General features: G+C 33.2%; 25 protein-coding genes, 2 tRNA genes and 4 pseudogenes. 18 read left to right on the top strand and 13 right to left on the bottom strand.

Going from position 1 to position 24,241, the window contains the following annotated elements; genetic code table 11:
* Positions 1–78: 78 nt before the first annotated feature.
* The 4 genes from frr to rpsB are packed head-to-tail and all read right to left on the bottom strand — an operon-like array spanning position 79 to position 3,028.
* Complete coding sequence (gene frr, locus ABWU33_RS03610; protein WP_211907935.1) at positions 79–636, bottom strand: ribosome recycling factor; 558 nt, start codon at positions 634–636, stop codon at positions 79–81.
* 7 nt (positions 637–643) lie between these two features.
* Positions 644–1,387 (bottom strand): UMP kinase, encoded by a 744-nt coding sequence (gene pyrH, locus ABWU33_RS03605; RefSeq protein WP_015588403.1) that lies wholly within the window; start codon positions 1,385–1,387, stop codon positions 644–646.
* Positions 1,371–2,216 carry a translation elongation factor Ts gene (tsf, locus tag ABWU33_RS03600; protein WP_250120328.1) on the bottom strand — a complete coding sequence of 282 codons (846 nt, stop codon included), beginning with the start codon at positions 2,214–2,216 and terminating at the stop codon, positions 1,371–1,373. The genes pyrH and tsf overlap by 17 nt, the downstream gene beginning before the upstream one ends.
* Positions 2,213–3,028, bottom strand: coding sequence for a 30S ribosomal protein S2 (gene rpsB / locus ABWU33_RS03595; protein ID WP_211908765.1), 816 nt, complete (start codon positions 3,026–3,028; stop codon positions 2,213–2,215). The genes tsf and rpsB overlap by 4 nt, the downstream gene beginning before the upstream one ends.
* Positions 3,029–3,209: 181 nt before the next feature.
* Here rpsB and ABWU33_RS03590 point away from each other — a divergent pair.
* From ABWU33_RS03590 to glmS, 3 genes are all read left to right on the top strand, one after another.
* Positions 3,210–3,286 (top strand) — tRNA-Asp (locus tag ABWU33_RS03590).
* A 130-nt stretch (positions 3,287–3,416) separates the two neighbouring features.
* Positions 3,417–3,830: a preprotein translocase subunit YajC gene (gene yajC / locus ABWU33_RS03585; RefSeq protein ID WP_006012489.1), complete on the top strand. Its 414-nt coding sequence runs from the start codon at positions 3,417–3,419 to the stop codon at positions 3,828–3,830.
* Positions 3,831–3,838: 8 nt separating this feature from the next.
* Entirely contained in the window at positions 3,839–5,650 is a 1,812-nt protein-coding gene (gene glmS, locus ABWU33_RS03580; protein WP_211907929.1) for a glutamine--fructose-6-phosphate transaminase (isomerizing), read from the top strand.
* 266 nt (positions 5,651–5,916) lie between these two features.
* On the opposite strand, the pseudogene ABWU33_RS03575 reads toward glmS, so the two are convergent.
* Positions 5,917–6,070, bottom strand: a pseudogene (locus tag ABWU33_RS03575) (IS481 family transposase); the annotation flags it as partial.
* Between the two features lie 213 nt (positions 6,071–6,283).
* Between ABWU33_RS03575 and ABWU33_RS03570 the strand changes: the two are divergent.
* Both ABWU33_RS03570 and ABWU33_RS03565 read left to right on the top strand, forming a co-directional pair.
* Complete coding sequence (locus ABWU33_RS03570; protein WP_211907927.1) at positions 6,284–7,033, top strand: hypothetical protein; 750 nt, start codon at positions 6,284–6,286, stop codon at positions 7,031–7,033.
* A gap of 227 nt (positions 7,034–7,260) precedes the next feature.
* On the top strand, positions 7,261–8,301 hold the full coding sequence (locus ABWU33_RS03565; protein ID WP_250120327.1) for a hypothetical protein: 1,041 nt from the start codon (positions 7,261–7,263) through the stop codon (positions 8,299–8,301).
* On the opposite strand, the pseudogene ABWU33_RS03560 reads toward ABWU33_RS03565, so the two are convergent.
* Positions 8,291–8,431: pseudogene (locus ABWU33_RS03560) on the bottom strand (gamma carbonic anhydrase family protein); the annotation flags it as partial. The gene ABWU33_RS03565 and the pseudogene ABWU33_RS03560 sit on opposite strands and share 11 nt — an antisense overlap.
* A gap of 78 nt (positions 8,432–8,509) precedes the next feature.
* On the opposite strand from ABWU33_RS03560, the gene ABWU33_RS03555 reads away from it, so the two are divergent.
* The 3 genes and pseudogenes from ABWU33_RS03555 to ABWU33_RS03545 all read left to right on the top strand — a co-directional run.
* Positions 8,510–8,809: a transposase gene (locus ABWU33_RS03555; protein ID WP_353280344.1), complete on the top strand. Its 300-nt coding sequence runs from the start codon at positions 8,510–8,512 to the stop codon at positions 8,807–8,809.
* The gene (locus ABWU33_RS03550) at positions 8,785–9,663 is read left to right on the top strand and encodes an IS3 family transposase (RefSeq protein ID WP_353273672.1); all 879 of its coding nucleotides are present in this window, start codon (positions 8,785–8,787) and stop codon (positions 9,661–9,663) included. Before ABWU33_RS03555 ends, ABWU33_RS03550 begins: the two co-directional genes overlap by 25 nt.
* Before the next feature lie 43 nt (positions 9,664–9,706).
* Positions 9,707–10,139: pseudogene (locus ABWU33_RS03545) on the top strand (integrase core domain-containing protein); the annotation flags it as partial.
* 29 nt (positions 10,140–10,168) lie between these two features.
* Here ABWU33_RS03545 and ABWU33_RS03540 read toward each other — a convergent pair.
* Together ABWU33_RS03540 and odhB are read right to left on the bottom strand one after the other, a co-directional pair.
* Entirely contained in the window at positions 10,169–10,723 is a 555-nt protein-coding gene (locus ABWU33_RS03540) for a hypothetical protein (protein WP_353281019.1), read from the bottom strand.
* 627 nt (positions 10,724–11,350) lie between these two features.
* A complete protein-coding gene (gene odhB / locus ABWU33_RS03535; protein ID WP_211908367.1) occupies positions 11,351–12,523 on the bottom strand; it encodes a 2-oxoglutarate dehydrogenase complex dihydrolipoyllysine-residue succinyltransferase in 1,173 nt (390 codons plus the stop codon).
* A gap of 151 nt (positions 12,524–12,674) precedes the next feature.
* On the opposite strand from odhB, the gene ABWU33_RS03530 reads away from it, so the two are divergent.
* The 3 genes from ABWU33_RS03530 (at position 12,675) to ABWU33_RS03520 (ending at position 16,264) form a co-directional block, all read left to right on the top strand.
* Positions 12,675–14,717 carry a hypothetical protein gene (locus ABWU33_RS03530; RefSeq protein WP_353281018.1) on the top strand — a complete coding sequence of 681 codons (2,043 nt, stop codon included), beginning with the start codon at positions 12,675–12,677 and terminating at the stop codon, positions 14,715–14,717.
* A gap of 235 nt (positions 14,718–14,952) precedes the next feature.
* Positions 14,953–15,648 carry a polyprenyl diphosphate synthase gene (gene uppS / locus ABWU33_RS03525; protein ID WP_211908364.1) on the top strand — a complete coding sequence of 232 codons (696 nt, stop codon included), beginning with the start codon at positions 14,953–14,955 and terminating at the stop codon, positions 15,646–15,648.
* Entirely contained in the window at positions 15,638–16,264 is a 627-nt protein-coding gene (locus ABWU33_RS03520) for a phosphatidate cytidylyltransferase (RefSeq protein WP_250120409.1), read from the top strand. The genes uppS and ABWU33_RS03520 overlap by 11 nt, the downstream gene beginning before the upstream one ends.
* 14 nt (positions 16,265–16,278) lie before the next feature.
* On the opposite strand, the gene ABWU33_RS03515 is transcribed toward ABWU33_RS03520, so the two are convergent.
* A complete protein-coding gene (locus ABWU33_RS03515; protein ID WP_211908360.1) occupies positions 16,279–16,488 on the bottom strand; it encodes a zinc-finger domain-containing protein in 210 nt (69 codons plus the stop codon).
* 71 nt (positions 16,489–16,559) lie between these two features.
* A complete protein-coding gene (coaD, locus tag ABWU33_RS03510) occupies positions 16,560–17,066 on the bottom strand; it encodes a pantetheine-phosphate adenylyltransferase (RefSeq protein ID WP_015587724.1) in 507 nt (168 codons plus the stop codon).
* A 74-nt stretch (positions 17,067–17,140) separates the two neighbouring features.
* Here coaD and ABWU33_RS03505 point away from each other — a divergent pair.
* The 5 genes from ABWU33_RS03505 to ABWU33_RS03485 all read left to right on the top strand — a co-directional run bounded on the left by ABWU33_RS03505 (position 17,141) and on the right by ABWU33_RS03485 (position 20,007).
* A tRNA-Phe gene (locus tag ABWU33_RS03505) sits at positions 17,141–17,213 on the top strand.
* Positions 17,214–17,273: 60 nt separating this feature from the next.
* Positions 17,274–18,212: a gamma-glutamyl-gamma-aminobutyrate hydrolase family protein gene (locus ABWU33_RS03500; RefSeq protein ID WP_211908358.1), complete on the top strand. Its 939-nt coding sequence runs from the start codon at positions 17,274–17,276 to the stop codon at positions 18,210–18,212.
* A gap of 58 nt (positions 18,213–18,270) precedes the next feature.
* Complete coding sequence (locus tag ABWU33_RS03495; protein ID WP_246433222.1) at positions 18,271–18,759, top strand: transposase; 489 nt, start codon at positions 18,271–18,273, stop codon at positions 18,757–18,759.
* A gap of 76 nt (positions 18,760–18,835) precedes the next feature.
* On the top strand, positions 18,836–19,324 hold the full coding sequence (locus tag ABWU33_RS03490) for a transposase (protein ID WP_246433088.1): 489 nt from the start codon (positions 18,836–18,838) through the stop codon (positions 19,322–19,324).
* A 425-nt stretch (positions 19,325–19,749) separates the two neighbouring features.
* A complete protein-coding gene (locus tag ABWU33_RS03485; RefSeq protein ID WP_250120408.1) occupies positions 19,750–20,007 on the top strand; it encodes a hypothetical protein in 258 nt (85 codons plus the stop codon).
* 264 nt (positions 20,008–20,271) lie between these two features.
* On the opposite strand, the pseudogene ABWU33_RS03480 reads toward ABWU33_RS03485, so the two are convergent.
* A pseudogene (locus tag ABWU33_RS03480) lies at positions 20,272–21,011 on the bottom strand (IS982 family transposase).
* Positions 21,012–21,279: 268 nt separating this feature from the next.
* Here ABWU33_RS03480 and ABWU33_RS03475 point away from each other — a divergent pair.
* On the top strand, positions 21,280–21,978 hold the full coding sequence (locus tag ABWU33_RS03475) for a glycoside hydrolase family 113 (protein WP_353281014.1): 699 nt from the start codon (positions 21,280–21,282) through the stop codon (positions 21,976–21,978).
* 41 nt (positions 21,979–22,019) lie between these two features.
* Here ABWU33_RS03475 and ABWU33_RS03470 read toward each other — a convergent pair whose 3' ends face one another.
* Positions 22,020–22,898: an IS3 family transposase gene (locus ABWU33_RS03470; protein ID WP_353273672.1), complete on the bottom strand. Its 879-nt coding sequence runs from the start codon at positions 22,896–22,898 to the stop codon at positions 22,020–22,022.
* Positions 22,874–23,173, bottom strand: coding sequence for a transposase (locus tag ABWU33_RS03465; protein WP_353280344.1), 300 nt, complete (start codon positions 23,171–23,173; stop codon positions 22,874–22,876). Before ABWU33_RS03465 ends, ABWU33_RS03470 begins: the two co-directional genes overlap by 25 nt.
* 239 nt (positions 23,174–23,412) lie before the next feature.
* Between ABWU33_RS03465 and ABWU33_RS03460 the strand changes: the two genes are divergently transcribed.
* Positions 23,413–24,219, top strand: a complete 807-nt coding sequence (locus ABWU33_RS03460) for a helicase RepA family protein (protein WP_262986572.1) — start codon at positions 23,413–23,415, stop codon at positions 24,217–24,219.
* Positions 24,220–24,241: the final 22 nt, after the last annotated feature.

The following is a 24,241-nucleotide window of genomic DNA, read 5'->3' as shown; positions in this document are numbered from 1 at the left end:
GAATCACAGCATTCATACAGTTGCATATGTATCGAATCCTTGTATGTTTTTCAACACTGAAAATTCTTCCATATTAACTTAATGATGCAATATATCCTTTTCTTTAATAGATAAGTCGTCATCGACTTTTTTTACATTATCATCAGTAATGTTTTGTATTTCCTTTTTGGCAACATGAAAATCATCTTCTGAGATTTCCTTATTTTTCTTCATTTCCTCTATTTCTTCCATAATATCTCTGCGTATATTTCTAATCGCAACTCGTGCATTTTCAGAAAATTGATGCAATAACTTCACTAACTTCTCACGGGTTTCTTGTGTTAAGTCTGGAAGAACTATACGTATAGTATTTCCTTCAACAACAGGATTTAAATTCAGGTTAGCATTGATTATCGCATTTTTTACTTCACCGATAACAGTAGCATCCCAAACTTTAACTGATAGAGTTTTGTTATCTATAGCTGAAACGCCTGCAACTTGGTTCAGTTTTTGATGTCCACCATAGATATTTACAACTATACCATCAAGTAATGATGAGTTAGCTCTACCAGTACGTACACCTTTCATATCATCATGAAAAGACTGAATAGTTTTTAGCATTCTTTCTCTTGTTTTAGCTTTTATTTCGTTTAACATAAATTACCTAATGTTTATAATCTGAGACTATAGTATAAGTACCTTGACCTTTAATAATATTGACCATTTTTTCACTTTTCAAAGAAAAAACTACAATTGGAATAGAATTTTCACGAGCAAGTGAAATTGCTGACGCATCCATAACCTTCAAATCACGAGTTAACAAATCTGTGTAAGAAAGCCTATCGTACATTACAGCATTCTCATTTTTTTTTGGATCAGCAGAATACACGCCACTTACTTGCGTACCTTTTAAAATAACATTACAATTCATTTCAACAGCGCGTAAAGCTGCAGCTGTATCCGTAGTAAAAAATGGATTACCCGTTCCTGCTGCAAAAATTATCACCCTGCCCTCTTCTAAATGATGAATAGCCTTCCTTCTTATATAAGGCTCACATATAGTAGTCATAGGTATAGCAGACAACACCCTAGAGACTATAGAGCTTTTTTCTAAAAAATTTTGCAAAATTAAAGCATTAATGACAGTGCCAAGCATTCCAATATAATCACTGCTTGCTCTTTCACAGCCACTTAAAGATGCTGATGCACCACGAAAAATATTCCCACCACCAACAACAATACAAACTTGAACTCCGAGATTACAAACTTCAACTATGTCTTTGGATAGTTTATCTATCACTTCCATATCATGGCCAAATAGCTTTGATCCCATCAAAGCCTCCCCAGAGATTTTGAATAACACTCTGGGGTATTTTACTTCTGAAGTTTTGTTACTTATTTGCACCATCCAAAGTAAGTAACTTATAATTAGCTAATTTAACAGCACTTGATTCTATAAAATCAGCAATCTTCATTTTATCATCTTTTATAAACTTCTGCTCTAGCAGAACAACTTCTTCATAGTATTTAGCCATTCGTCCATCTACTATTTTTTTCGCTACCTCTTCAGGTTTATTTAAGCTCTTTACTTGCTCCTCAATTATAGAACGCTCATTGTTTAATTTTTCTTGATCTAAATCATCTATAGATAAAGCTTCAGGTTTCATAGCAACTACATGCATAGCTATTTGCTTTCCAATCTCTTGTTTATCACCAGATGATTGCAATGCTACTAAAGCACCAATCTTACCTAAGCCATTCATATCACCATGTACATAGCCAGCAATAATCCCATCCTTAGTCTCTAGGTAGCAAAGATTGCTTAACTCTAACTTCTCACCAAGAACCGATGTACCACTCATAATAGCTTCCTGCACTGTACCAACATCTTCATATTTGGCATTTTTTAACTCATCAAGACTAGTACAACGTTCTTGACAAGCAATTGATGCTAAATTTGAAACTAATGCTATGAACTTCTCATTTCTAGCAACAAAATCAGTTTCACAATTGACTTTAACCAATACACCATAATTTTTAGCCAAGCACATAGCAATAAGCCCATCCGAAGCTACTCTATCAGACTTTTTGTCAGCTTTAGCAAATCCTATTGTACGTAACCTATCAACGGCTTTCTTAATATCACCATCGCACTCTTCTAACGCTTTCTTACAATCGCTTAAGCCAAGCCCTGTTCTATCGCGTAATTCCCTTATACTACTTGAATCCATCTTCATTTACTTACTATTACCTCCCTTTCTGTTTCAACCTTAATACGCTTCTTTTTAGTTTGCACAGTATCCTCTTCTTTTTCTTGAATAAGCTCATCATCCTTAACTCTAGACCTTGTCAAACTAGACTCTATTCCAGCTAATATAGAATCAGCAACTAATTTACAATAGAGCTCTATTGATTTTCTTGAATCATCATTTCCTGGTATAGGATAGGCAATACCATCTGGGTCAGAATTGGTATCAAGTACTCCAACTACAGGAATACCCAGTTTTTTAGCCTCTTTAACCGCTATATGCTCTTTGTTAGTATCAATAATAAATAAAATATCAGGAACTGCTCCCATTTCTCTAATTCCACCCAATTCTTTATCAAGCTTTTTTCTTTTCTTTTCAATGTTTCCTAATTCTTTTTTTGTTAAGATGCTATCTTCATCATTGGATATTTTCTCATATTGTATCAAAGTTTTTATCGAAGAAGAAACAGTGTTCCAATTAGTAAGCATACCACCAAGCCATCGATCATTTACATAATACTGACCACAACGAACTGCTTCACTTGCAACAATATCTAAAGCTTGAAATTTCGTACCAACAAATAAAATGCGACCATCTTGAGATGCAACATCGTATAAAGCTTTCATCGCCACCTCTAACAATGGTAATGTTTTTCGTAAGTCTATTATGTGTATACGATTCTGTTGATGTATACCATATATATATGGGGCCATTTTCGCATTCCAGCGACTAACTTTATGGCCAAAATGCACACCAGATTCAGCTAAATCACGTATAGTAACTTTAGGCAAATTTATCATATTTACTCCTCCAAATAGTTTACCTTCCATGGCATAACCCTAATGGGACTATTTGCATAAGCCATGTGTGAAATTAAGTTATTTACATAGTAATAAAAAAGACAAAAAAGCGCAAACAAAAAATATTGACAAGTGGCAACACGTTGATTAGCTTTAAAGTTGCAAACGTTAAAAAGCAATGGGGGGTGTAGCTCAGTTGGTTAGAGCGCATGCCTGTCACGCATGAGGTCGTGAGTTCAAGTCTCATCACTCCCGCCATTACAGCAGAAACACCTTAAAATTCTTTAAGTTTCTTATTAATTTGAATTAATTTCTTTCAGAGACTTGACATGATATTGTAATTGCTGCTTAATCTATTTAATTTTATCGTTAATAATTGGGATTAAATATGTTTATTTCTGAGGTTTTTGCGGCAGATGCGACTAACAATGTATCAGCATCTGTTGCTAGCTTTATTCCACTCATTTTAATATTTGTAGTATTTTATTTTCTCATTATTCGCCCCAATCACAAAAAACTAAAAGAACATAGAAGGATGATAGATCAAATAAAACGTGGTGATACGGTTATTACTTCTAGTGGAATAATAGGTGAAGTAAACAAAGTTGACGAAGTAAATGCACAACTAATACTAGAAATAGCACCAAAAATTGAAATAAAAATCCTAAAGTCTGCTATATCTGAAATCTTAAATAAAGAAATTCAAAAGCCAGTAGCTAAATCTATTGAAAAAAGCAAAGTTGAAAAGAATGGCAAGAAAAATAAACTAGAGGAAAGTAAAAAAGACAAAAATGCTTCATAATTTACGAAGTGTGTGGAATACTAGGTATAGTAAGTAGCGGTGATTCAGTAATACCAACTTTACTAACCGCGTTGCAAAAATTGGAATACAGAGGGTATGACTCTTCAGGTATAGCAATTATAAATAATAGAGGTAAGATAGAAGTCAAAAAATCAGAAGGTAAAGTTGAAAGATTATGTGAAGTTGTTCATGAGAGCAAGATATCTAGTAGCAAAGTTGGTATAGCACATACTCGTTGGGCTACACATGGAGTTCCAAATCTTAAAAATGCTCATCCCATTTATATAAATAATGTTGTTGTTGCTCATAATGGCATGATTGAAAATTACAATATATTAAAAAAGGATCTGGAGGAAAAGGGAGTATCTTTTCATACCGACACTGATACAGAAGTAATACCAAACATATTAACTGCATATCTTAATGAAGGATTGTCACCAGTTGATTCTATATTACAGTGTCTAAACAATTTACAAGGTTCACTTGCTTTGGCTTTATTATTTGCAGAATATCCAGATACTTTATTTGTTGCAAAAAGAAATTTGCCTTTAGCAATAGGATATAACTGTAATAAAGTATTTGCTGCCTCTGATACTAATGCTTTGAGTTCATTTGTAGAAAAAATATTGCATTTAGAAGATAATGATATTGCAGTAATAAAATCTAACGAATTTAGTATATATAATAATGGTACACAAGTTAAACGTAGAACAGAAAATAGCAGTCCAAGAAATTTTCTAATTAGTAAAAATGGTTACCCTAGCTTTATGCTAAAAGAAATTTTTGAGCAACCATATGCATTAAACAAAACAATAAATCAATTTTATAAACAATATAAAGAAATCAACAAAGAATTATTTTCTGAACTAGGTTACATTACTATAGTTGGATGCGGTTCATCCTATTTTGCTGGACTAATAGCAAAGTGTTGGCTGGAAAGTATTGCTCAAATTCGGGTATATCTAGAAATCTCGTCAGAATTTAGGTATAGCAGCGTCAAGCTCGAAGAAGGTAGTATTGGCTTATTCATTTCTCAATCTGGTGAAACTGCAGATACTATGGAAGCACTACGTTATGCGAGATTGCAGAAACAAATGATCATTAGCATAATTAATACATTTAATAGCAGCATAGAAAAAGCCTCAGATATTATATTGCATACTCTTGCTGGACCTGAGATTGGTGTTGCTTCGACAAAAACCTTTTCTACGCAGCTTGCAATTTTAGCATGCTTTGCTGTAGAACTTGGAAAAATAAAAGGTATACTGGGTAGAGAGAGGATAAAGGAACTAAGCGGTGCTATTAATTCTATTCCCGAACATGTTGAGCATGTTTTGAATGTGATGGAAATACAACATATATCAGGCAGTATATTAGAGCACAATAATATAATTATAATTGGGAGAGGAAGCTCATATGGAGTTGCAATGGAAGGTGCATTGAAGATAAAAGAGCTTTCATATATCAACACAATTGGTATTGCAGCGGGAGAAATGAAGCACGGTTCTATCGCTTTGATAGACTCTACTGTACTTGTTATCGCAATTATTCCTTACGATAATTTATTCTTTAAAACGCTATCCAATATACAAGAGATTATTGCAAGAAAAGGTAAAGTAATTGCCTTTAGTGATAAGCAAGGAGCACCGCTCTTAAAGGGAATTTGCATAGATGTGGTGCAACTTCCAGAAGTTGACAATTTTGTTTCTCCAATTATCTACAGTGTTGCTATGCAATTTCTTGCTTATTCTATTGCAGAAAAAAAAGGGTTAGATGTAGATTGTCCGAGAAATTTAGCTAAATCTGTCACAGTTGAGTAACCTATTTAAAGTGAGTTGCTAATTAACAGCTCTAATTGTCAGTTATAAATTACTGAATTTTACTAATAAATTCATTGCTATCATTAGCCCTCTGCGAAAGAATATGTAACTAATGTAAGGATGAGAGAGGCTAAAATCCACGCCTCAAATTAACAAGATTTGCCATTATGGTTACCAGAGACAACTTAACCTAGCAAGCAAGAATTAACTAACAGAAAAATTGAAAACTAATATCAGTTTCTTAATGTAATGCTACTAATATTTTTCTAAAAAGCAATATGTTTTCTATTCAGGAAAGTCTACATCGCCATAACAATATTTACTAGAATGAGGTCTTGTCTCACTGTAAAAACGCAACCAATGATCAACGTCTATCTGAAGATCTTCTAATAAATTGTAGATTGTTTTACAAAAAAAGAGGAGTAAATGAGAGTTCAGTAACTTGATTATAGAGTTGTACTGCCTTTCCATATTTGAAGCAAGTTGTTATTCTACCTCAAACCATAGCACAAAGTAAATATGGCATTTTATACTAAAATTTTCTGTTTATGAGTTATATTATGTAAAGATACTATTTGACATTGAGCTTTAAAGATATTATGTAATAGCATTATTTAATATGTGAGGTTTATTATGGCTAAAGTAAGTGCTGGTGAAAACTCAAAAAAGCTTAAAGATGGTAAAAATCAGCCCATATCACCAAAAAAGTTCAAAGGCAGTCAGTATATGTCACCAAAACGGAGCCAGAATTCTGGTGAAAAGCTATGGAATGTATTAGAATCATTAGAAGAAGCAAAATCAGAGTTGAAAAAAAGAAAGTTTGAAATAGAACTAAAAAAAGACACTAAAATATCAGAAGAAGGAATAGAAAAAGTAGTGGAATTGGAAAGGAAAACAGAAAAAGAGATAGAAGAAATAGCAATGCCAATATCAACGTTACTACTTAAGGAAACAATAATAAAATTACAAGGAACAAAAATAATAAATTTTTTTAAAAAATTAGAAAAACAAGTAAAAGAAATGCAAGAATTATGTAAGAAACTAGAATTAAATGCTAAAATAGAAAAAGAAGATCTAAATAAGCTCGAGGACATAAAGAAAGAATCAGAAAAGTGTTGCAGAGAGTTAGTGAGCTATATGCCTAATTCAAATAATCCTAGAATGTTGTACACTGCTGTTATTGGTGTTGGTCTTGCTGTTGGGCTGGTAGCAAGTACTATACTTGAACATACAACTAGACTAAGTATATTAGCAATAATTGGCATAGCTACAGCATCTGCACTCGTAGCTGGTGGTGCTACATATGAAGCACTAAGACCTAATACTAAAATAGATGAATCAAAAGAAGTCCAAATAAAGAGTTCTCATCACTCACTTTCCTAATCACACTTTAATTCAAACTTTATCAGTTTTATTCAAGTTGCTTCTAAAAGGAGAATATCAATGGTGTCCTCCTTACTGATTTGGTTAAAATGCAGAAAACGCCTATGTCAAAATTTACACAGATGTTAAGTGCTGCCACTAATTCCCAGTTAGTACAATTTGTGTATCTTATTGACATATTTAATTTATTCTGTTACAATTTTTACTAATTAGGTTGAGGTAAAACAATGAAGAGTTTTAAATGGCTACTTAATCAAGTCAGACTTTCATGGATTAGCTTAATATCAAAAGTAAAGAGCTTTTTTCAAACTAACGATACACATCATCAAACAACTGCTAGCAATGGAAATGACCATACAAAAAAAATAAGTATAGAGAATAAAATAGAAACGAAAGGTAATGAGATTGATTTAGAGGATGAACAGGATGTGTTTGAGGATGCTCTAACAGGAGAAGAGCTAGATGAAGAAGAATTTTTTTATGCTGTTGAAAGTTTTAATGAACAGGAAGTTAATGCTAATAGAGAAAAAAAGGAATATGAAAAAAATAAGTACTATAGTCTACAAGATGGTCTACAAGAAAAAAATGAATTTGATCACACAACGCACACTCTTACACTTGCTTTTGAAATTGAAAAGCCATTTCCAGACTCTGACCTTAGTAAATTTAAGTTATGCGAACTTAAGCAAAATGGTGATAAATATACGTTTGTCTTAGAAAATGATCAGAAAAATCGAATAGAATTACACTCTGAATATCTCAATATTTATTTTCCTAAGTATTTTGAGAAACACAGTAAAAAAGGAGCTTACACCGAACTTTTTTCTCAAGAAGAAAATAGAATTAGCAATGATATTATAATACCGCTACAAGTTCCAAAAGAAGCAAGCATACTTACCAAAGAGTGCAATTGGCTAATAAGAAAGGTTGTAGGTGAAATACCAGATTATCCAGTGGGCAAATCGCTTGAATACTGCAGGAGTCATGTAAATTTCTCTCTTAACTCAAACAATACTATATCTCTTTTTCTAACATCAGAACTGATAAAACTTGCAGCTAAATCATCAGGTACTCCAACAGAAACAAACTGGCCAATAAAGGATATTATAGTCAGAGGTAGTTTTATTAATCAGCGTATTGATAAGCAAACTAGAGTTGAAAAAGTGATTGAGCCTTATATTGATAAGCATTATATAGTTGAAGAAACTTTTGAAGTAGTTAACGTAGAATGTTCATCAGAGCTGAAGATTTCTCAACCTAGCATATAGCCTTATATTCTTTCATCAGCATGATATAATTTTGTGCAGATTGTGTAATATGTTTTATTTCTTCATTTGACATTTTTTTGAAGAATTGTGCTGGCCTGCCAGCCCATACTTCACCACTTTTTATCACTTTGACCTTACCCAGAAAAAGTAGACAGAAAGTTAAGACGTTTTTGAAGTAAAATAAAACGTTTTTTCAAAGAGGTGTGGTATGACAAAAAGAAAAGAATATACAGCAGAATTCAAAATTGAAGCTATAAGACTAGTAAAAGAAACAGGTCAATCATCAGCAAAAATAGCAAGAGATTTGGGTATTAGCGGTGATTCATTAAGCAGATGGGTAAAAACATACAATGATAGAATGTCTGGAGTAGATGCGTTTCCAGGAAAAGGGAAAGTAGCTCATTGTGACAAAGAAAAGTTTTATTTAAAGAAAGAGCTGGCAAGAGTAACGAGGGAAAGAGACATTTTAAAAAAAGCCCTGGGATATTTTGCAAACCAAAAAGAGTAAAATATTCTTTTATAAAAGAACATGAAAACTGCTATAAAATACGGGAATTATGCAGATTTTTGAACGTATCTGCTTGTGGTTATTATAAATGGATTACTAAGGAAAAAAACAACAAAAAATCAATAAGAGAAGAGCTCATACAAGATATTCAGAAGGTATATCGAGCATCACAATGCAGATACGGAGCTCCTAAAATTCACGCTGAATTAAAGGCTTTAGGTAAAAATTATAACATCAAAACAGTGCAAAATGTTATGCAGAAAAATGGCATTCAAGCTAAGCTTAGACGAAAGTTTAAAAGTAAAAAACCACAAATAGACAATAGAGTTATAACTCCTAACATATTAAATCAGAATTTCATCGCTGATCAACCTAACAAGATATGGGTAACTGATATTACGTACATAAAAACTAATGAAGGATGGTTATATTTGGCAGCAATAATAGATTTATATTCACGCATGGTGATTGGCTGGTCAATGAGTAATGCAGTAAATAGGCAATTAGTTATAGATGCGTTATTCATGGCTATTGGTAGGCGCAAATCTGCTAAAAATCTACTATTTCATAGCGATCAAGGATCGCAATACACCTCTAAAAATTATCAATTTTTACTAAGTACAAAAAATATTACTTCTAGTATGAGTCACAAAGGTTGTTGTTATGATAATGCTGTTTCAGAGAGCTTTTTTAGTTCACTTAAGAGAGAGTTACTCATTGATACTTCACAACACTCTGCACAACAAGCTAAAACCGCAATATTTGAATATATAGAAATTTTTTATAATAAACAGCGTAGACATTCTACTATTAACTATTGCATTCCTGAGCTTTTTGATTCATCATTCTCATAGCAAAAACGTCTTAACTTTCTGTCTACTTTTTCTGGGTAAGGTCATAGTACCGTTCTTTGATGAACAGAAAGTATCATTGCTACGTGTTTTGACGGATCGTGGTACAGAGTATTGTGGCAGACCTGAAAATCACGTTTACCAGCTATATTTAGGGGTAGAAAATATTGATCATTCTCGAACCAAAGCTCGTTCTCCACAGACTAATGGCATATGTGAAAGGTTCCATAGAACTATGCAAGATGAATGTTACAATATTATCTTTAGAAAGAAAATTTACACCTCTTTGGCAGAACTTCAGTTAGACGTAGACCATTGGGTGCATTCTTACAATAGATCTAGACCACATTCAGGTAAATATTGCTATGCCTATGCAAACCTTTTTTGATAGTATGCATATTGCTTATCAGAAAAATATTGATAGCATTAAACAGGATGCTGATATCGGTTTTGACTTTGTCAATTCTTCTGTCAGATAATTCATGCCTGTCAGATCAAGTCTAAACTATTACAAGCCATTAGCTACTTCATAAATTCTTACTCCATGCTCATCAACTCGTCCACGCATTCCTCTTTTTTCATCTCCAGGTAGCAACAATGTAACCGCCGTTATCCTATTGCTTTCAAAAAAATCATTAGTTAAAATATTACTAATGTTTATTTTTCCTTTATTATCATTCAGCACAATTCTTGCAGTCAACATAGTTCTAATTGGACTTCTCACTCTAAGCTGTACAGATTCTACATCACTGTTTTCTATGTGTTGAGCAATTTCTTGCTTAGTTTCATCAATAATCTTGCCTTTTAGATATTTACCGTGATTTTCATTTTCTGAATTATAAGAAGAGCTATCAGCAAGAATTCGCCTTTTTGACTCTTCATCATCACAATCTAAATATTCAATTTTGCGGTCATGCTTGGTACCTAAAAATGGATGATCATCTGCTCTCACCCTATTATTCGGAGGAAAATTGAAAGTCCTATTCCATTTATCACTTGACACTGGTCCAGGTATTCCTTGAACAACCTCAGAGTTTTTTTCTTTAGAAGAATTACTTAACATTATATACCCCCTTATTCTATAAATAGCCTTACCTTAGAATGTTTTTAACATATGTCAAATAAAAATTTTGACATATTTGGCACAAAAGCGTTTTAAATAATAAGAGCAAAATGGACAAATCTATTTCGTGAGTAACCAAAAACCGTTTTGTATTCATTCAGACAAGGAAAAATAGCAGATAGTGTCATGCAAGTAGCTGACACCCTTTTGGTGGACCACACACACAACTTTACAAACATTGCAATATGGCACATAGTAAATGATGTCATTCCAGTGCTTGACACTGGAATCCAGTTTTTCATTTTATCTCATCAAATTTAGCATAAGCTTAGTTTGCTTGTAAATTTTTCTGGATTCCAGTGTCAAGCACTGGAATGACATCACCATTCTATAACGCAAGACCTATACTCACCCAACCTAATGCATTACTTGCAATTTGGATCCCAAGTGTCAGCTACTTGGATAACACCAAATGGGCTACTCGCATTTTTTAGGCCTAAATCACAATGCTCGTACAGTAAGCACTGACCATTTTTTGTATAAGTTACCTTTATAAACAAATGTTTGCACAGCTGTAACACCCACCTTGAAAACTTCAGAAAAACTTACCTGCCGTTTTTAACTTGTTTAAACTTCCAAAACCAATCTATTTGGATCTTCTATGTAATTTTTTATTTTAACAAGGAAAGTAACTGCTCCTTTACCATCAACTATTCTGTGGTCGTAAGAGAGGGCAATGTACATCATAGGTCTGATTTCAATTGAGCTACTCACAGCAACTGGTCTATTTTGTATTGAGTGCATGCCAAGTATTCCAGATTGCGGAGGGTTTATTATCGGAGTAGAAAGAAGTGAACCATACACACCACCGTTTGAGATAGTAAATGTTGCACCTTCCATTTCCGATACTTGCAGCTTACCTTCTCGTGCTTTTTTGCCAAGAGCAACTAAAGTTAGTTCAATTTCAGCAAATGACATTTGATCAGCATCACGAATAACTGGTACAACAAGACCTTTGTCAGTGCCAACAGCAACACCTATGTCATAGTAATTTTTATATACAATTTCATCACCTGAAATCTCAGCGTTAATCTCACGAATTTCTTTTAGTGCTTGCACTGCTGCCTTTATAAAAAACGACATGAAACCCAGTTTTATTCCATATTTCTTTTCAAAAGTTTCTTTATACTTTGCCCTCAGATCCATGACGTTTTTCATGTCAATTTCATTGAACGTGGTCAGTATTGCAGCAGTATTTTGCGATGCTTTCAAACGAGCAGCTATTACTTGCCTTATTTTGCTCATTTTCACTCGCTCTTCTCTTCTCTCTCCACTTACTACACTTTTTGGCGATTCATATTGTTTTACCGGAGGTTGTTCAGCTTTACTCATATGGTCTATCACATCCGCTTTAGTTATTCTGCCTCCCATGCCAGTTCCTTTTACATTTTCTGCACTAATTGCATTTTCTTCCATAATTTTACGAGCTGAAGGGGCATCTTTTTTATCAGCGCTTTCGCCTTTATCTTCTTTTTTCACTTCTTCTTTTACTTCTCCTACAGCAAGTTTTGCCAGTAATTGATCAGAGCTAATTACATCATCCTCTTTCACAAAAAATTCAGTTATTTGTCCTGAAGCTTCTGCAGTTAGTTCTAGCGCCGTTTTATCAGTTTCAATTTCAAAGATCAAGTCATCTACTTTTACTGCTTCGCCGATATTTTTCTTTATTTTTACTATACCTTCCGTAACTGATTCACCACCAAGAGTTTTTGGCGCTCTGATTTCTATAATTTTGCTCATAAAATAACTTCTACATAAAACTTTCTATAAATTTATACATGAAAAGAAACATAAATAAACTAATAAATTCATTAGGCCTTTTATCATAATGCTTGATTATTTCCTCCTAATACATGCAAAATTAAAATACTAAGTAAATTGAAATAAGATTATGGATTTTGATAAGGCAGGCAATGCAGAAGACTTATATAACGAAAAACTTCAACTGATATGTAAGACTTATAACAGAGAATTACTATCAAATCAAAGAGTTGTTGATGGCATCAATTCAATGGATTACAGTAAGCTTAAAATCTTATGCAAGTATCATAATAAGTTTAGTCACAAAGGTATTGAAGAATTACTATTAGATGAGAGCATTGTTAATCACATCAACGATTATGATGATGAAATGTTTAGGTCCATGCTAAATGATGCACCTGCGGAGCACAATATTCTAGAAATACTAAAAGGTGGGAAGGTTTGCAATATCAACAATGAATTCGAAAGTAGTGATAGTGAGGAGAATGAAGAAGATTATGGATATTATGATAATTATTATTACGAGGAAGATGAAAAAAATGATCCGAATAACTTCGCGAAAGAAGCATTAGGAGATAAAGGAACTAATGAAAAACGTGTTGATGATGTTCAGTTTTATCTTAATGAAGAAATACTAAAATGTATATTTGAAAGTGGTAAGCTTAGTGATGAAGATGTTACAAAATTATTAGAAAACAAGGAAATTCTTGAACGCATCAATTCGGTTGCTCCTGAAAGATTTCAACTCATACTTAATAGTGGTAAGTTTAATGGTACCAGTATTATAGGATTACTAGAAAGTCAAAATGCTGCTAGGAACATCGATCTTATTGATAAAGAAACGTTGAAATATATAATTGAGAATGATAAATTTAGTCTTAAAGATATCATAAAATTACTGGAAGATCAGGAAATTCTTGAACGCATCAATTCGATTGCTCCTGAAAGATTTCAACTCATACTTAATAGTGGTAAGTTTGATGATATTAATATTATTGTAGAATTACTAAAAAATAAGAAAGTTGCTAAGAACATCAATATTATTAGTGAAGAACTGCTTAAATACATAGTTAAAAGTGATAGGTTTAGTAGTGAATATATTATAAAAGTACTAAAAGACCGAGAATTTGTTAAGCTTATCGATTTGATTGATCCTAGAAAATCTAAATCCGTATTTAGGAAATTTGATTATACCATTATTATAGAATTACTAAAAAATCAGGAAGTTGTTGAACGCATCAATTCGATGAATCGTAAAATATTTGACTTAATATTTAAGTATTCTGATCAAGGATATATTATGAATTTACTGAAAGATCAGAGTTTATTTGATCAAATCAATTCTCTTGATGAAAGTAAAGTGAGTATCATGAAAAGTGATTATTTTTTTACAGATAAAGAGATTGTAGCAATACTAAAGACTTCATTACCTCAACTCCATTCTATTGATGGTAATAGATTAAAAATTATATGCAAAAGCATTAAGTTTGATTCTACAGATGTTAGAGAAATACTAAAAGATCAGAGTCTATTCGTTCGAGTCAATTCTATCGATCTTGAAAAACTTGAACTTATATCTAGTAGTAGTAAATTTGATCGCTCCATGGTTATGGATTTACTAAAAAGTCGGAATTTTATCGATTCTATTGATACTGAAAAATTTCGACTTCTACTTGATAATGCAAGCTTGAATGACAAAAGGATTATAACACTACTAAAAGATCAAAATGCTGTTGAGAAGATCAATTCTGTTACCACTAAAGAGCTAAAAGCAATAACAGATAATGTTACTGGTAAGGTATTTGTCAATATATTTAAAAATTTTAAACCTAGCGTAAAGTCGACTTTGAGGCTTGCTATACTCCTGCGTAAAGCTGGTAAAATTACAGATATTAATATCGATTATTTGAACAACAAGGAACGTATTTACGAAGATATAATTAAATATGTTCCCCAAGAGCTGAGCATATATACTCAATATCCTTTCCCAGGGATTTTCTTAGGCGGTAAAGATCTTCCTCAAGAGCAGGACATAAATATAAATTCACTTGTACCATTCCTTACATTTGAAAGATATATTGAATGCAAAGAACCTGTGTCAAAATTATATAATTTATCTTTAGAGCAGGTTATTGAGAATATCAATCCACATAAAAGAGCTAGGTATTTCTAATAACACCAAATTCATTTATTTATAATAATTTTACTATATCGTAAAACCATCTATATCAGACTATTTTTACTATATTTTCTTGGTAAAATCACTGGCAGCTGACACCGAGGTTGAGAAAATTTTTGTAATATAGACTATCAATGATTTTTCAGTAATAATATAGTTTTAGGTGGATATAGTGAACGTTTCATACAGAGATATAGAAATCAAGCTAATTAGAACAGGTTGAATTCAAATGTTGAATCTAGAATCTCTGCCAAAACATCTAGCAATTATTATGGATGGTAATGGTAGGTGGGCAAACAATCAAGGAAGGGTAAAAATTGATGGCTATAGAAAAGGCAGTGAGGTTGCATTTGATATTGCTAAGCATTGCACAGTCCTGGCCATACCTTACTTAACTTTGTATGCATTTTCCATGGAAAATTGGCTCAGGTCTGAAAACGAAACAGACTACCTATTTAATTTATTTTACTCCACTTTAACTAATGAAGATAAAATGAAATTCATTTACAATTGTAACATTAAGTTAAATTTTATTGGCAATTTAAGTCTATTGCCCAGTAAAATATTCGATCAAATCAAAAAAGCAGAAGAAGTGACACATAAGAACGATGGTCTATTACTCACTGTTGCAGTTAGTTATGGAGCAAAGCAGGAAATTATACATGCTATCAACAACGTCATAAAAGGAAATATTGATTGCGTATTGGAAGAGGAATTTGAAAAATTTCTGTATACTAAAGATTTACCAAAACTGGATTTATTAATTCGCACTGGTGGCGAGAAAAGGTTAAGCAATTTTTTACTATGGCAAGCAGCTTATGCTGAATTGTATTTTTGTGATACTTTGTGGCCTGATTTTTCTTGTCAAGATTTGAGTAAAGCATTAGCAGATTATACAAAGAGAGAGAAAAAATATGGTAGATAATAATTTTATGGTGAGAACACTGTCTTCAATAGTAATATTACTGATATTTTCTTTTGCTACATATTTCAGTGATTTATCATTTTATCTACTAATTTTTTCAATTGCGGTTCTATCTTCTTTTGAATGGTATAACCTAACTAAAGGCAATAGAATCTTATACATTTTTGCATTACTACTCATTGCACTACCAAATGCATCGCTGATATACTTATATAATCTACCACAGGGAAAATATGAATTAATATGGCTTATCTTAACCATTTGGAGCATCGATATTACCGCTTACCTATTTGGTAAAAACTTTGGTGGTGCTAAAATTTGCCCAATTATTAGTCCTGGAAAGACTTGGTCAGGGCTTTTAGGTGCAGTTTTAGCTGGAGTATTTTGTACAATTTTTGGCTCAATATTTTTGAGTTTATTTCCAATTTTCTATTCCCCAATAATTGGCTTTACAATTGCTATTCTAGCCCAACTTGGAGACTTTACTGAATCACTCATAAAAAGAGTTTACAATGTTAAAGATAGTGGAGGTATAATACCTGGCCATGGAGGAGTACTTGACCGTATGGACAGTTTCATCTTTACTGCCCCCTTTATTGCTATTTACATAAGCTAAAGAATGAAGTGCTATTAACCTTTGGTCCTTTCCTTTTTATTCAATGCTTTCACCTCAACAGATTGAAATTCTTCGGAGTTTACTATTTCACTCATGGGCTTACTGCAATAAGGACAATACATTTCTCCTTCTTTATGTAAATATACTACTGGATGACCAGAACCATCATCATTCTCATCACCACGGCAGCAAACTATTAGATTATTATCCCTCACTTCTGACATTTCGCTCCTTTAATTTATAGTATTTTATACATCGAACATACTCGTTTGGGAATAAAAAAGACAATAAATACTTATTCTCCATTTTTTACCCTATTTAGATTAATCAATTCGGTTTGGACATTTTGTGATACAAAGCTGCTAACATCTTCTCCTAATCTCGCTATTTCTTTCACAAAACTTGATGAGATAAATTGAGTATCTTCAGATGCAGGAAGAAATATGGTTTCGATTTCATGGGAGAGCTTATAATTTACCCAACTCATTTGAAATTCATAATCAAAATCTGATACTGCCCTCAGTCCTCTGATAATAACAGAGGCATTTTGCTCTTTGGCAAACTTCACGAGCAACCCATTAAAAGATATAACATCTGCATTAATTTCTGCTCCTTTAACTTCATTTTCAGCCATGCTTGTGCGTAGCTTTATGTTAAAGGTAGTATGTTTGTTAACATTTTCTGCAACACCAACTATCAACTTATCGACTAGCTTACATGCTCTTTTTATTATGTCAAGGTGCCCAAAAGTTATAGGATCAAACGTACCAGGATAAATTCCTATTTTGTTATTAATGTTCATTTTTTGTTTCTATACTTCAAAAACTTTTGATGGACATAATAACGTTTTTTGTCTAAAAATAAAAGTACGTAGTTGGCCTGATAGCTCAGTTGGTAGAGCAAAGGACTGAAAATCCTTGTGTCGCTGGTTCGATTCCTGCTCAGGCCACATTCTTTTTCTTAATGTTCTATAATATATTATAATATTAATACAATTATTTAGGAAATAATGTCTAAATGTTACAATAGAATATTTAATATACTGTTAATTACATTTCTACTATTAAGTAATATCGCTTATAGTGAAAAAGTAAACAAAGAATTATCTGCTTTGACAGCGGAAAATGCAGTAAATTACAATATAATTGTTGGTTTATTGCAAACAGATGAATCTCAAAATATCTATGAGATATTCAATAATTTTGGGGTTAAAACTATATTTATTGACTACGACAAAATAATTAATCTAAAAGAAATCCAAGAAGAGTTCGCAAAACAAGATGAAATATTGGCAAAAAAGCTGATACTAGATCGAATAAAGGTTGAAGTTGCAAAATTTATCAAAGAGCAAAAGATAAACAGAATATTTATTTCAGATAACTTTCATTCAGCTCTTAAACCTTACCGCCAGCTTGTGAATGAAGCAATTGTAAAAATAGTAGATGACAATCCTACAATTCATTTGCTTACCATATGCGGTGGTTTACAAGACATTATGCATGCAAAAGAAATTGAAATAACAAATGTTGTTAATGATGAGAAGAATCATTTAAAATCAGCATCCTATCCACAAAAAGAGAATATACCTCTTCAGCAGATAAAAATTGTTCCAGGTAGTAGTTTGGAAAAAGTGGTAGCTAGATTTTTACTACCTAATCAAAATGGCTGGTTTTCAACTTATTTTCCGAATGCTCATTCAGGTACAGTAAGTAATACTACAGAGAATAGAAGAAGGCTAGAGCTACTTGGATATAAAATTGCAGCATTTGCCAATGACGGGTTAATAGAAGCTATCGAAGATAAGCATAGTAATATTTACTTTCAAAGTCATCTAGAAGCCCTTGTTGTCAAATCAGATAAAAACTCTCGTTTGTCAAGCCAAAAGGTACGTCAGGTTTCAACACTAGTTGCTATAGCGATTATAAATGATTTTCTTCATCGCGTTTAATGCTAAAATAAGGAAAATCATTTAATGTCATGCCAGTACTCTTTTTCTTGTCATTCCAGTGCGTGATGCTGGAATGGCTTTGTTGCACAGGTCAAATAAAAAGAACTGGCAGTTACTGACAAAATTCACTATAAGACAAGCATTTAACCTACTAAAGAAAAATATGCCACAAAAAATGAGAGTCAGTAACTGCCATGAATATAACAAATTTCTCCAAGAGAGGGGAAATATTTTTTATTACGTCAATGATGCCATAGAAAATTGGTACGAAAAAGGTCCAAAAATGGCTGGTGGCAACTATATTTATAGCGATAAGGTCGTGATTCTGGTTCACATAATAACTTATTTATTTAGAATAGATCTGAGACAAACAGCGGGATTTATAGCAGGGTACCTTGAGCAAGTAAGGAAAAACTTGCAAGTTATTAGCTATTCCCAGGCCTCAAGAAGGCTTAAAAAACTTAACATCAAAATTAATGATCGAAGACATGATAAAAATAATACAGAAGATATTGAGATTGCCATAGATAGTACTGATCTACAATAATATTCCAGGTCATAGCAAGGCAAATGGTACAGATAGAAAGTATCGCTGCTATGAGCAAACAAGAAAACTGCATGTAATGCTAGAGATAGGTAGCAAAAAAGTTATAGCAGCAAAATACAGTGGCGGAGTTTATTCTGACCACTATGGAGCATGTGATCTTATTGCAAGGATTGATGTTAAATATAATATAAGCACACTATATGCAGACAGGGCATATAATCGAAAGAAGTTATACAAACTGTGCGATGAGCTTGACATAAAGACAAGGATTCCTCCGCAAAATAATGCAATAGAGCATCCAAAGTTGGATTATATGGATGAGAGAAATTCTACAATCAAGCTCATAAAGTCATATGATGAAGATGGTATGAAGAGGTGGAAAAAAGAGATAAATTATGGGAAGAGATCTTATATAGAAAGTTTTTTCTCGCGACTGAAGCAAACATTTGGGTTTAGTTTTAGAAACAAATCTGAGGTTAATCGTGAGAGAGAACTGCTACTCAAGTGTTATTTGCTTAACAAATTTACTGATATAGGCATGGCTAAATTTGAGATAGCTTCATGAATTTATTCCACGTTACCTATTATCCGAAGAGTAATGCAACAAAGCCTGCTGGAATCCAGGAATTTTTTGAGCACGCAAGTTATGCCAAGTTTTTTGTTGGTAAGAAAGGCTGGATCCCAGTGTCACAAGCACTGGGATGACAGAAAGAGGGCTACTCGGGTGACATCGAAGGGGCTACTTGCATGACAACAAAGGGGCTGCTTGCATAACTCAAATTCAAAGAAAAATCATTTAATGTCATTCCAGCGCGTGACTCTGGAATCCAGAAATAAAGAACAATTGATCCCAGTGTCAGCTACTCGGATGACATCCTTTTTTTCCTGGATACCAGTCGCATGACACTACCATATAGTAAGTCCCAATTTCATCCCAGTCTGGGATCTTCTTTCAAAAATTCAAAATAATCTATCAAAAAGGAGAATATTATGTCTACAATAATTTTATCATCAATTTTAAGTAAAGCGGGCAGTATTTTTGGTCCAATTGGCCAGATTGTCGGCTCAGAACTCGGTGCTCTGCTTGGTGCACAGCTTGATAATGCAATATTTGGTCTTGATGCCGAGCAAAAGATAACGCATGAGGCGAGGCTGAAAAATCTGCAAGTTCAAACCTCAACTTATGGCAAAGCAATTCCAATTATCTATGGCACTGCTCGCGTTGCTGGAAACATTATTTGGTCATAGCCAATAAAAGAGGAGGCGATAACCACTCAAAATAAAACAGGAAGAGGTATAAATATTACATATAACTACTATGCAACACTCGCAATTGCAATTTGCAAGGGGAAAGTAGAAAAAATTAAATAGAATCTGGGCGGGTACAAAATCGCTTAGCTTTGACCAAATAGATTATACTTTTTACCACGGCAGAGAAGACCAAAACCCTGATCCGTTTATGTTATCAATTGAAGGTGAGAAGAATGTACAGCTTATAACCCCAGTTATGGATTAACCAACACAGTAAGGCTTAGAAATAGAAGGCTTTTTTGACTGCATGGAATATGAAATTAATGTAGAAAAATATGTACCAGAAAATTTATTGGCGATCTGTGCCGTGTATTTTCAAGCTCAAATTTATTTTTTAAACAACCAAAGACTGTCTCAATAATCGACCTTTTTCTCAATAAAGACTTCTCTTTTAGTGAGATTAGTGCGTTTTTCATGCCTTTTTTCACTTTAGTGACAAGCTTTAAACCTCTATCGAAGAGTTCCTCAAAGAGCTCCTTCTTGATATAGCCTTTATCTCCGAACAAAAGTCCTGTCAGTCTTTTAGTTATAGTTGGCACAGGTTTTCTGTCATCAACGTTACCTTTGGTTAGAGTAAGTGATTGAATTTCTCCAATTTCGTTAATCACCAAGTGCAATTTAAAGCCAAAAAACCAACCATACGTGCTCTTACCAATTTCTGCTAAACCATCAAAAACTTTGTTCCTAGAGATCCTTTTCTTGTGGCAAATGGCAATCGTAGAAGTGTCAATGTAGGAAGTACCTGTCATTTTCGCTTGTTCGCAGAACCATTGAAGAAGTAATGCTAAATACCGTAAAACTCTCGGCTTTAAGGCAATAAATCTGTGATATGAAGGCATCTTTGAAAATTCTGATCTATAGAGTAACTTAAGGTAACAAAGATAAAAAGCCTTGAAGTTTTTACATGGCGATTGGTGGTATAACAGGATTATGGTTAGCATTTCTGAGTGCGCTATTTCTGGTACTCTGGTTGGTTTTTTGCCATTTGATAAGAACTTATTTGCAAAATTTTCATCTACTACACGACAAAAATCCTCGACTCAGCAGTAAAGTTCTGTAATATCTTTCTTCATGGGTAACCTCTTAAATTATTGCTAAAATACTTGAGTTTACCCTATTTCCCTCTTTATTAATTCTACTTTTATCTGTTTTCTAATCCATAACTGGGGTTATAGAGGAATATCTTACATAGTCATCAAAAATTTTCCTTTGGCAGACTATAGTAATCGTGTTCCGGTGTTTACATTTGAAGTGCAAACTGCACTGAAGCTCAGTGGATTCTCAGTAGCAGAAAACATTAAAAATATCAATATCATACCAGGTTCAGGGGAGTTTGTGTATGATACGAAAATACAGAAGAAAATTGCACGAGAAAAAATAAGCAGTAGTCAATATATTCCCTATGGACCGGCACAAAGAGTAAATCACAATAATCACACAAAAAAGAGCGATGCTATGCTTTCTTTGGACCAATTGAAGGAAAGTTTACCAAATGTTGAATGGGCATCGGTAGTGGTTAATTGGTTTGCAAGCAGTTTGAATATCAAAGATTGTAAAATATATCCTGCAGTTGAATTTCAAGACGATTCTGCTATAGTGCCTGATGATTGGCAAGTAGGAAATATAACCAGGGATAATGCCCAGCTCATTTCAAAAGATAATCATGGCAATCCAAGATATGGTGGTACAGTTAGCGATGCAGCACTAATAAGATATATAGAAGAGCTGCATAGCAGAGGTTATAAGGTGATGCTCTATCCAATGCTCTTGCTTGACACAAAAAACAAAGAGTGGCGAGGAAAATTGAGCGGTACTCCTCAGGATATAAGTGATTTTTTTGAGAATCAGTATAGCAAATTCATAGAGCATTACACGAGCATTGCCAAACAAACTAAAGTGGAAGGGTGACCTTACCCAGAAAAAGTAGACAGAAAGTTAAGACGTTTTTGCTATGAGAATGATGAATCAAAAAGCTCAGGAATGCAATAGTTAATAGTAGAATGTCTACGCTGTTTATTATAAAAAATTTCTATATATTCAAATATTGCGGTTTTAGCTTGTTGTGCAGAGTGTTGTGAAGTATCAATGAGTAACTCTCTCTTAAGTGAACTAAAAAAGCTCTCTGAAACAGCATTATCATAACAACAACCTTTGTGACTCATACTAGAAGTAATATTTTTTGTACTTAGTAAAAATTGATAATTTTTAGAGGTGTATTGCGATCCTTGATCGCTATGAAATAGTAGATTTTTAGCAGATTTGCGCCTACCAATAGCCATGAATAACGCATCTATAACTAATTGCCTATTTACTGCATTACTCATTGACCAGCCAATCACCATGCGTGAATATAAATCTATTATTGCTGCCAAATATAACCATCCTTCATTAGTTTTTATGTACGTAATATCAGTTACCCATATCTTGTTAGGTTGATCAGCGATGAAATTCTGATTTAATATGTTAGGAGTTATAACTCTATTGTCTATTTGTGGTTTTTTACTTTTAAACTTTCGTCTAAGCTTAGCTTGAATGCCATTTTTCTGCATAACATTTTGCACTGTTTTGATGTTATAATTTTTACCTAAAGCCTTTAATTCAGCGTGAATTTTAGGAGCTCCGTATCTGCATTGTGATGCTCGATATACCTTCTGAATATCTTGTATGAGCTCTTCTCTTATTGATTTTTTGTTGTTTTTTTCCTTAGTAATCCATTTATAATAACCACAAGCAGATACGTTCAAAAATCTGCATAATTCCCGTATTTTATAGCAGTTTTCATGTTCTTTTATAAAAGAATATTTTACTCTTTTTGGTTTGCAAAATATCCCAGGGCTTTTTTTAAAATGTCTCTTTCCCTCGTTACTCTTGCCAGCTCTTTCTTTAAATAAAACTTTTCTTTGTCACAATGAGCTACTTTCCCTTTTCCTGGAAACGCATCTACTCCAGACATTCTATCATTGTATGTTTTTACCCATCTGCTTAATGAATCACCGCTAATACCCAAATCTCTTGCTATTTTTGCTGATGATTGACCTGTTTCTTTTACTAGTCTTATAGCTTCAATTTTGAATTCTGCTGTATATTCTTTTCTTTTTGTCATACCACACCTCTTTGAAAAAACGTTTTATTTTACTTCAAAAACGTCTTAACTTTCTGTCTACTTTTTCTGGGTAAGGTCAGTTCGTTCATTTGTCTGTCAGACGATTAATTCTTGGGGATACCCTGCTAAAGATCGAAGTGGTTGTCTTAACATGGTTGAAGAACCGCATCTTGGTAGATTACTTGCGAAAATTAAAGCCAAAACCTTGGCTTCTGTTGCCTAATTTTAAAAGGAGTAATATGGAACAAAGCTTTTTCAATATCGGTCAAAAAATTCCTTTTTTCAGCGTAAAGGAGTATTTAAGTGATCAAACGCCAATACCAGAAGATATAATCTCACCAAGAATTTTGACAAAAAGAGGTCTATTGGTACTGGGTGGCCCACCTAAAATTGGCAAAAGTGACTTTTTGATCTCTTGGCTTATTCATATGGCAGCTGGAGTTTCATTTTTGGGTATGACTCCAAGCAAACCTATGAAAATTTTCTATCTGCAAACTGAAATTGAATATGAATATATGAAAGAACGTTTGCAACAACTTCAACTGGATAACGAACTTTTGAATATAGCTGCCAATAACTTAATCATTACACCAAGAGTACAATTATCTTTCAGCAGTGAAGAAATAGATGAAATTAAAAATGTTATTAAAGAGCGTTTTAAACCTGATATTATTGCAATCGATCCTCTTCGTAACATTTTTAACTCAAGTGAATATGGCAATGAAAATGACAACAGCGCTATGCTATTCTTTTTGCAAAAAACGCTTGAAAGACTGAGGAACATTATTAATCCAGATGCAGGTATAATCCTCACTCACCACACAAAAAAACTGTCCAAAAAGATGCTGGAAGAAGATCCATTTCAAGGCCTAAGCGGTGCTGGATCTTTACGTGGATTTTATAGCACTGGCATGGTGATGTTTGCTCATGATGAAGAAAGCACTACCCGTCAAATAGTGTTTGAGCTGCGAAATGGTGAACGTGTGGCAAGCAAGCTTGTCGATAAGATAAATGGTCATTGGAAGGTTGTAGACCAATGGAGTTGATTCTTTTTTTTACTTAATTTAT

The organism is Wolbachia endosymbiont (group B) of Cyclophora punctaria, assembly GCF_964028235.1.
Taxonomy (GTDB): Bacteria; Pseudomonadota; Alphaproteobacteria; order Rickettsiales; family Anaplasmataceae; genus Wolbachia.
Note: the sequence above shows the minus strand (reverse complement) of the source record. Positions and strands in the feature narration are given on the sequence as shown.

Coding starts and splice junctions, on each gene's coding strand:
- ABWU33_RS03565 (WP_250120327.1), top strand. CDS start 7,261: ATGAAGAGTTTTAAATGGCTACTTAATCAAGTCAGACTTTCATGGATT.
- frr (WP_211907935.1), bottom strand. CDS start 636: ATGTTAAACGAAATAAAAGCTAAAACAAGAGAAAGAATGCTAAAAACT.
- ABWU33_RS03540 (WP_353281019.1), bottom strand. CDS start 10,723: ATGTTAAGTAATTCTTCTAAAGAAAAAAACTCTGAGGTTGTTCAAGGA.
- ABWU33_RS03570 (WP_211907927.1), top strand. CDS start 6,284: ATGGCTAAAGTAAGTGCTGGTGAAAACTCAAAAAAGCTTAAAGATGGT.
- ABWU33_RS03485 (WP_250120408.1), top strand. CDS start 19,750: ATGTCTACAATAATTTTATCATCAATTTTAAGTAAAGCGGGCAGTATT.
- ABWU33_RS03465 (WP_353280344.1), bottom strand. CDS start 23,173: ATGACAAAAAGAAAAGAATATACAGCAGAATTCAAAATTGAAGCTATA.
- ABWU33_RS03500 (WP_211908358.1), top strand. CDS start 17,274: ATGTCTAAATGTTACAATAGAATATTTAATATACTGTTAATTACATTT.
- odhB (WP_211908367.1), bottom strand. CDS start 12,523: ATGAGCAAAATTATAGAAATCAGAGCGCCAAAAACTCTTGGTGGTGAA.
- uppS (WP_211908364.1), top strand. CDS start 14,953: ATGTTGAATCTAGAATCTCTGCCAAAACATCTAGCAATTATTATGGAT.
- ABWU33_RS03555 (WP_353280344.1), top strand. CDS start 8,510: ATGACAAAAAGAAAAGAATATACAGCAGAATTCAAAATTGAAGCTATA.
- ABWU33_RS03460 (WP_262986572.1), top strand. CDS start 23,413: ATGGAACAAAGCTTTTTCAATATCGGTCAAAAAATTCCTTTTTTCAGC.
- ABWU33_RS03520 (WP_250120409.1), top strand. CDS start 15,638: ATGGTAGATAATAATTTTATGGTGAGAACACTGTCTTCAATAGTAATA.
- pyrH (WP_015588403.1), bottom strand. CDS start 1,387: ATGGTGCAAATAAGTAACAAAACTTCAGAAGTAAAATACCCCAGAGTG.
- tsf (WP_250120328.1), bottom strand. CDS start 2,216: ATGAAGATGGATTCAAGTAGTATAAGGGAATTACGCGATAGAACAGGG.
- ABWU33_RS03530 (WP_353281018.1), top strand. CDS start 12,675: ATGGATTTTGATAAGGCAGGCAATGCAGAAGACTTATATAACGAAAAA.
- ABWU33_RS03490 (WP_246433088.1), top strand. CDS start 18,836: ATGCTAGAGATAGGTAGCAAAAAAGTTATAGCAGCAAAATACAGTGGC.
- yajC (WP_006012489.1), top strand. CDS start 3,417: ATGTTTATTTCTGAGGTTTTTGCGGCAGATGCGACTAACAATGTATCA.
- rpsB (WP_211908765.1), bottom strand. CDS start 3,028: ATGATAAATTTGCCTAAAGTTACTATACGTGATTTAGCTGAATCTGGT.
- coaD (WP_015587724.1), bottom strand. CDS start 17,066: ATGAACATTAATAACAAAATAGGAATTTATCCTGGTACGTTTGATCCT.
- ABWU33_RS03515 (WP_211908360.1), bottom strand. CDS start 16,488: ATGTCAGAAGTGAGGGATAATAATCTAATAGTTTGCTGCCGTGGTGAT.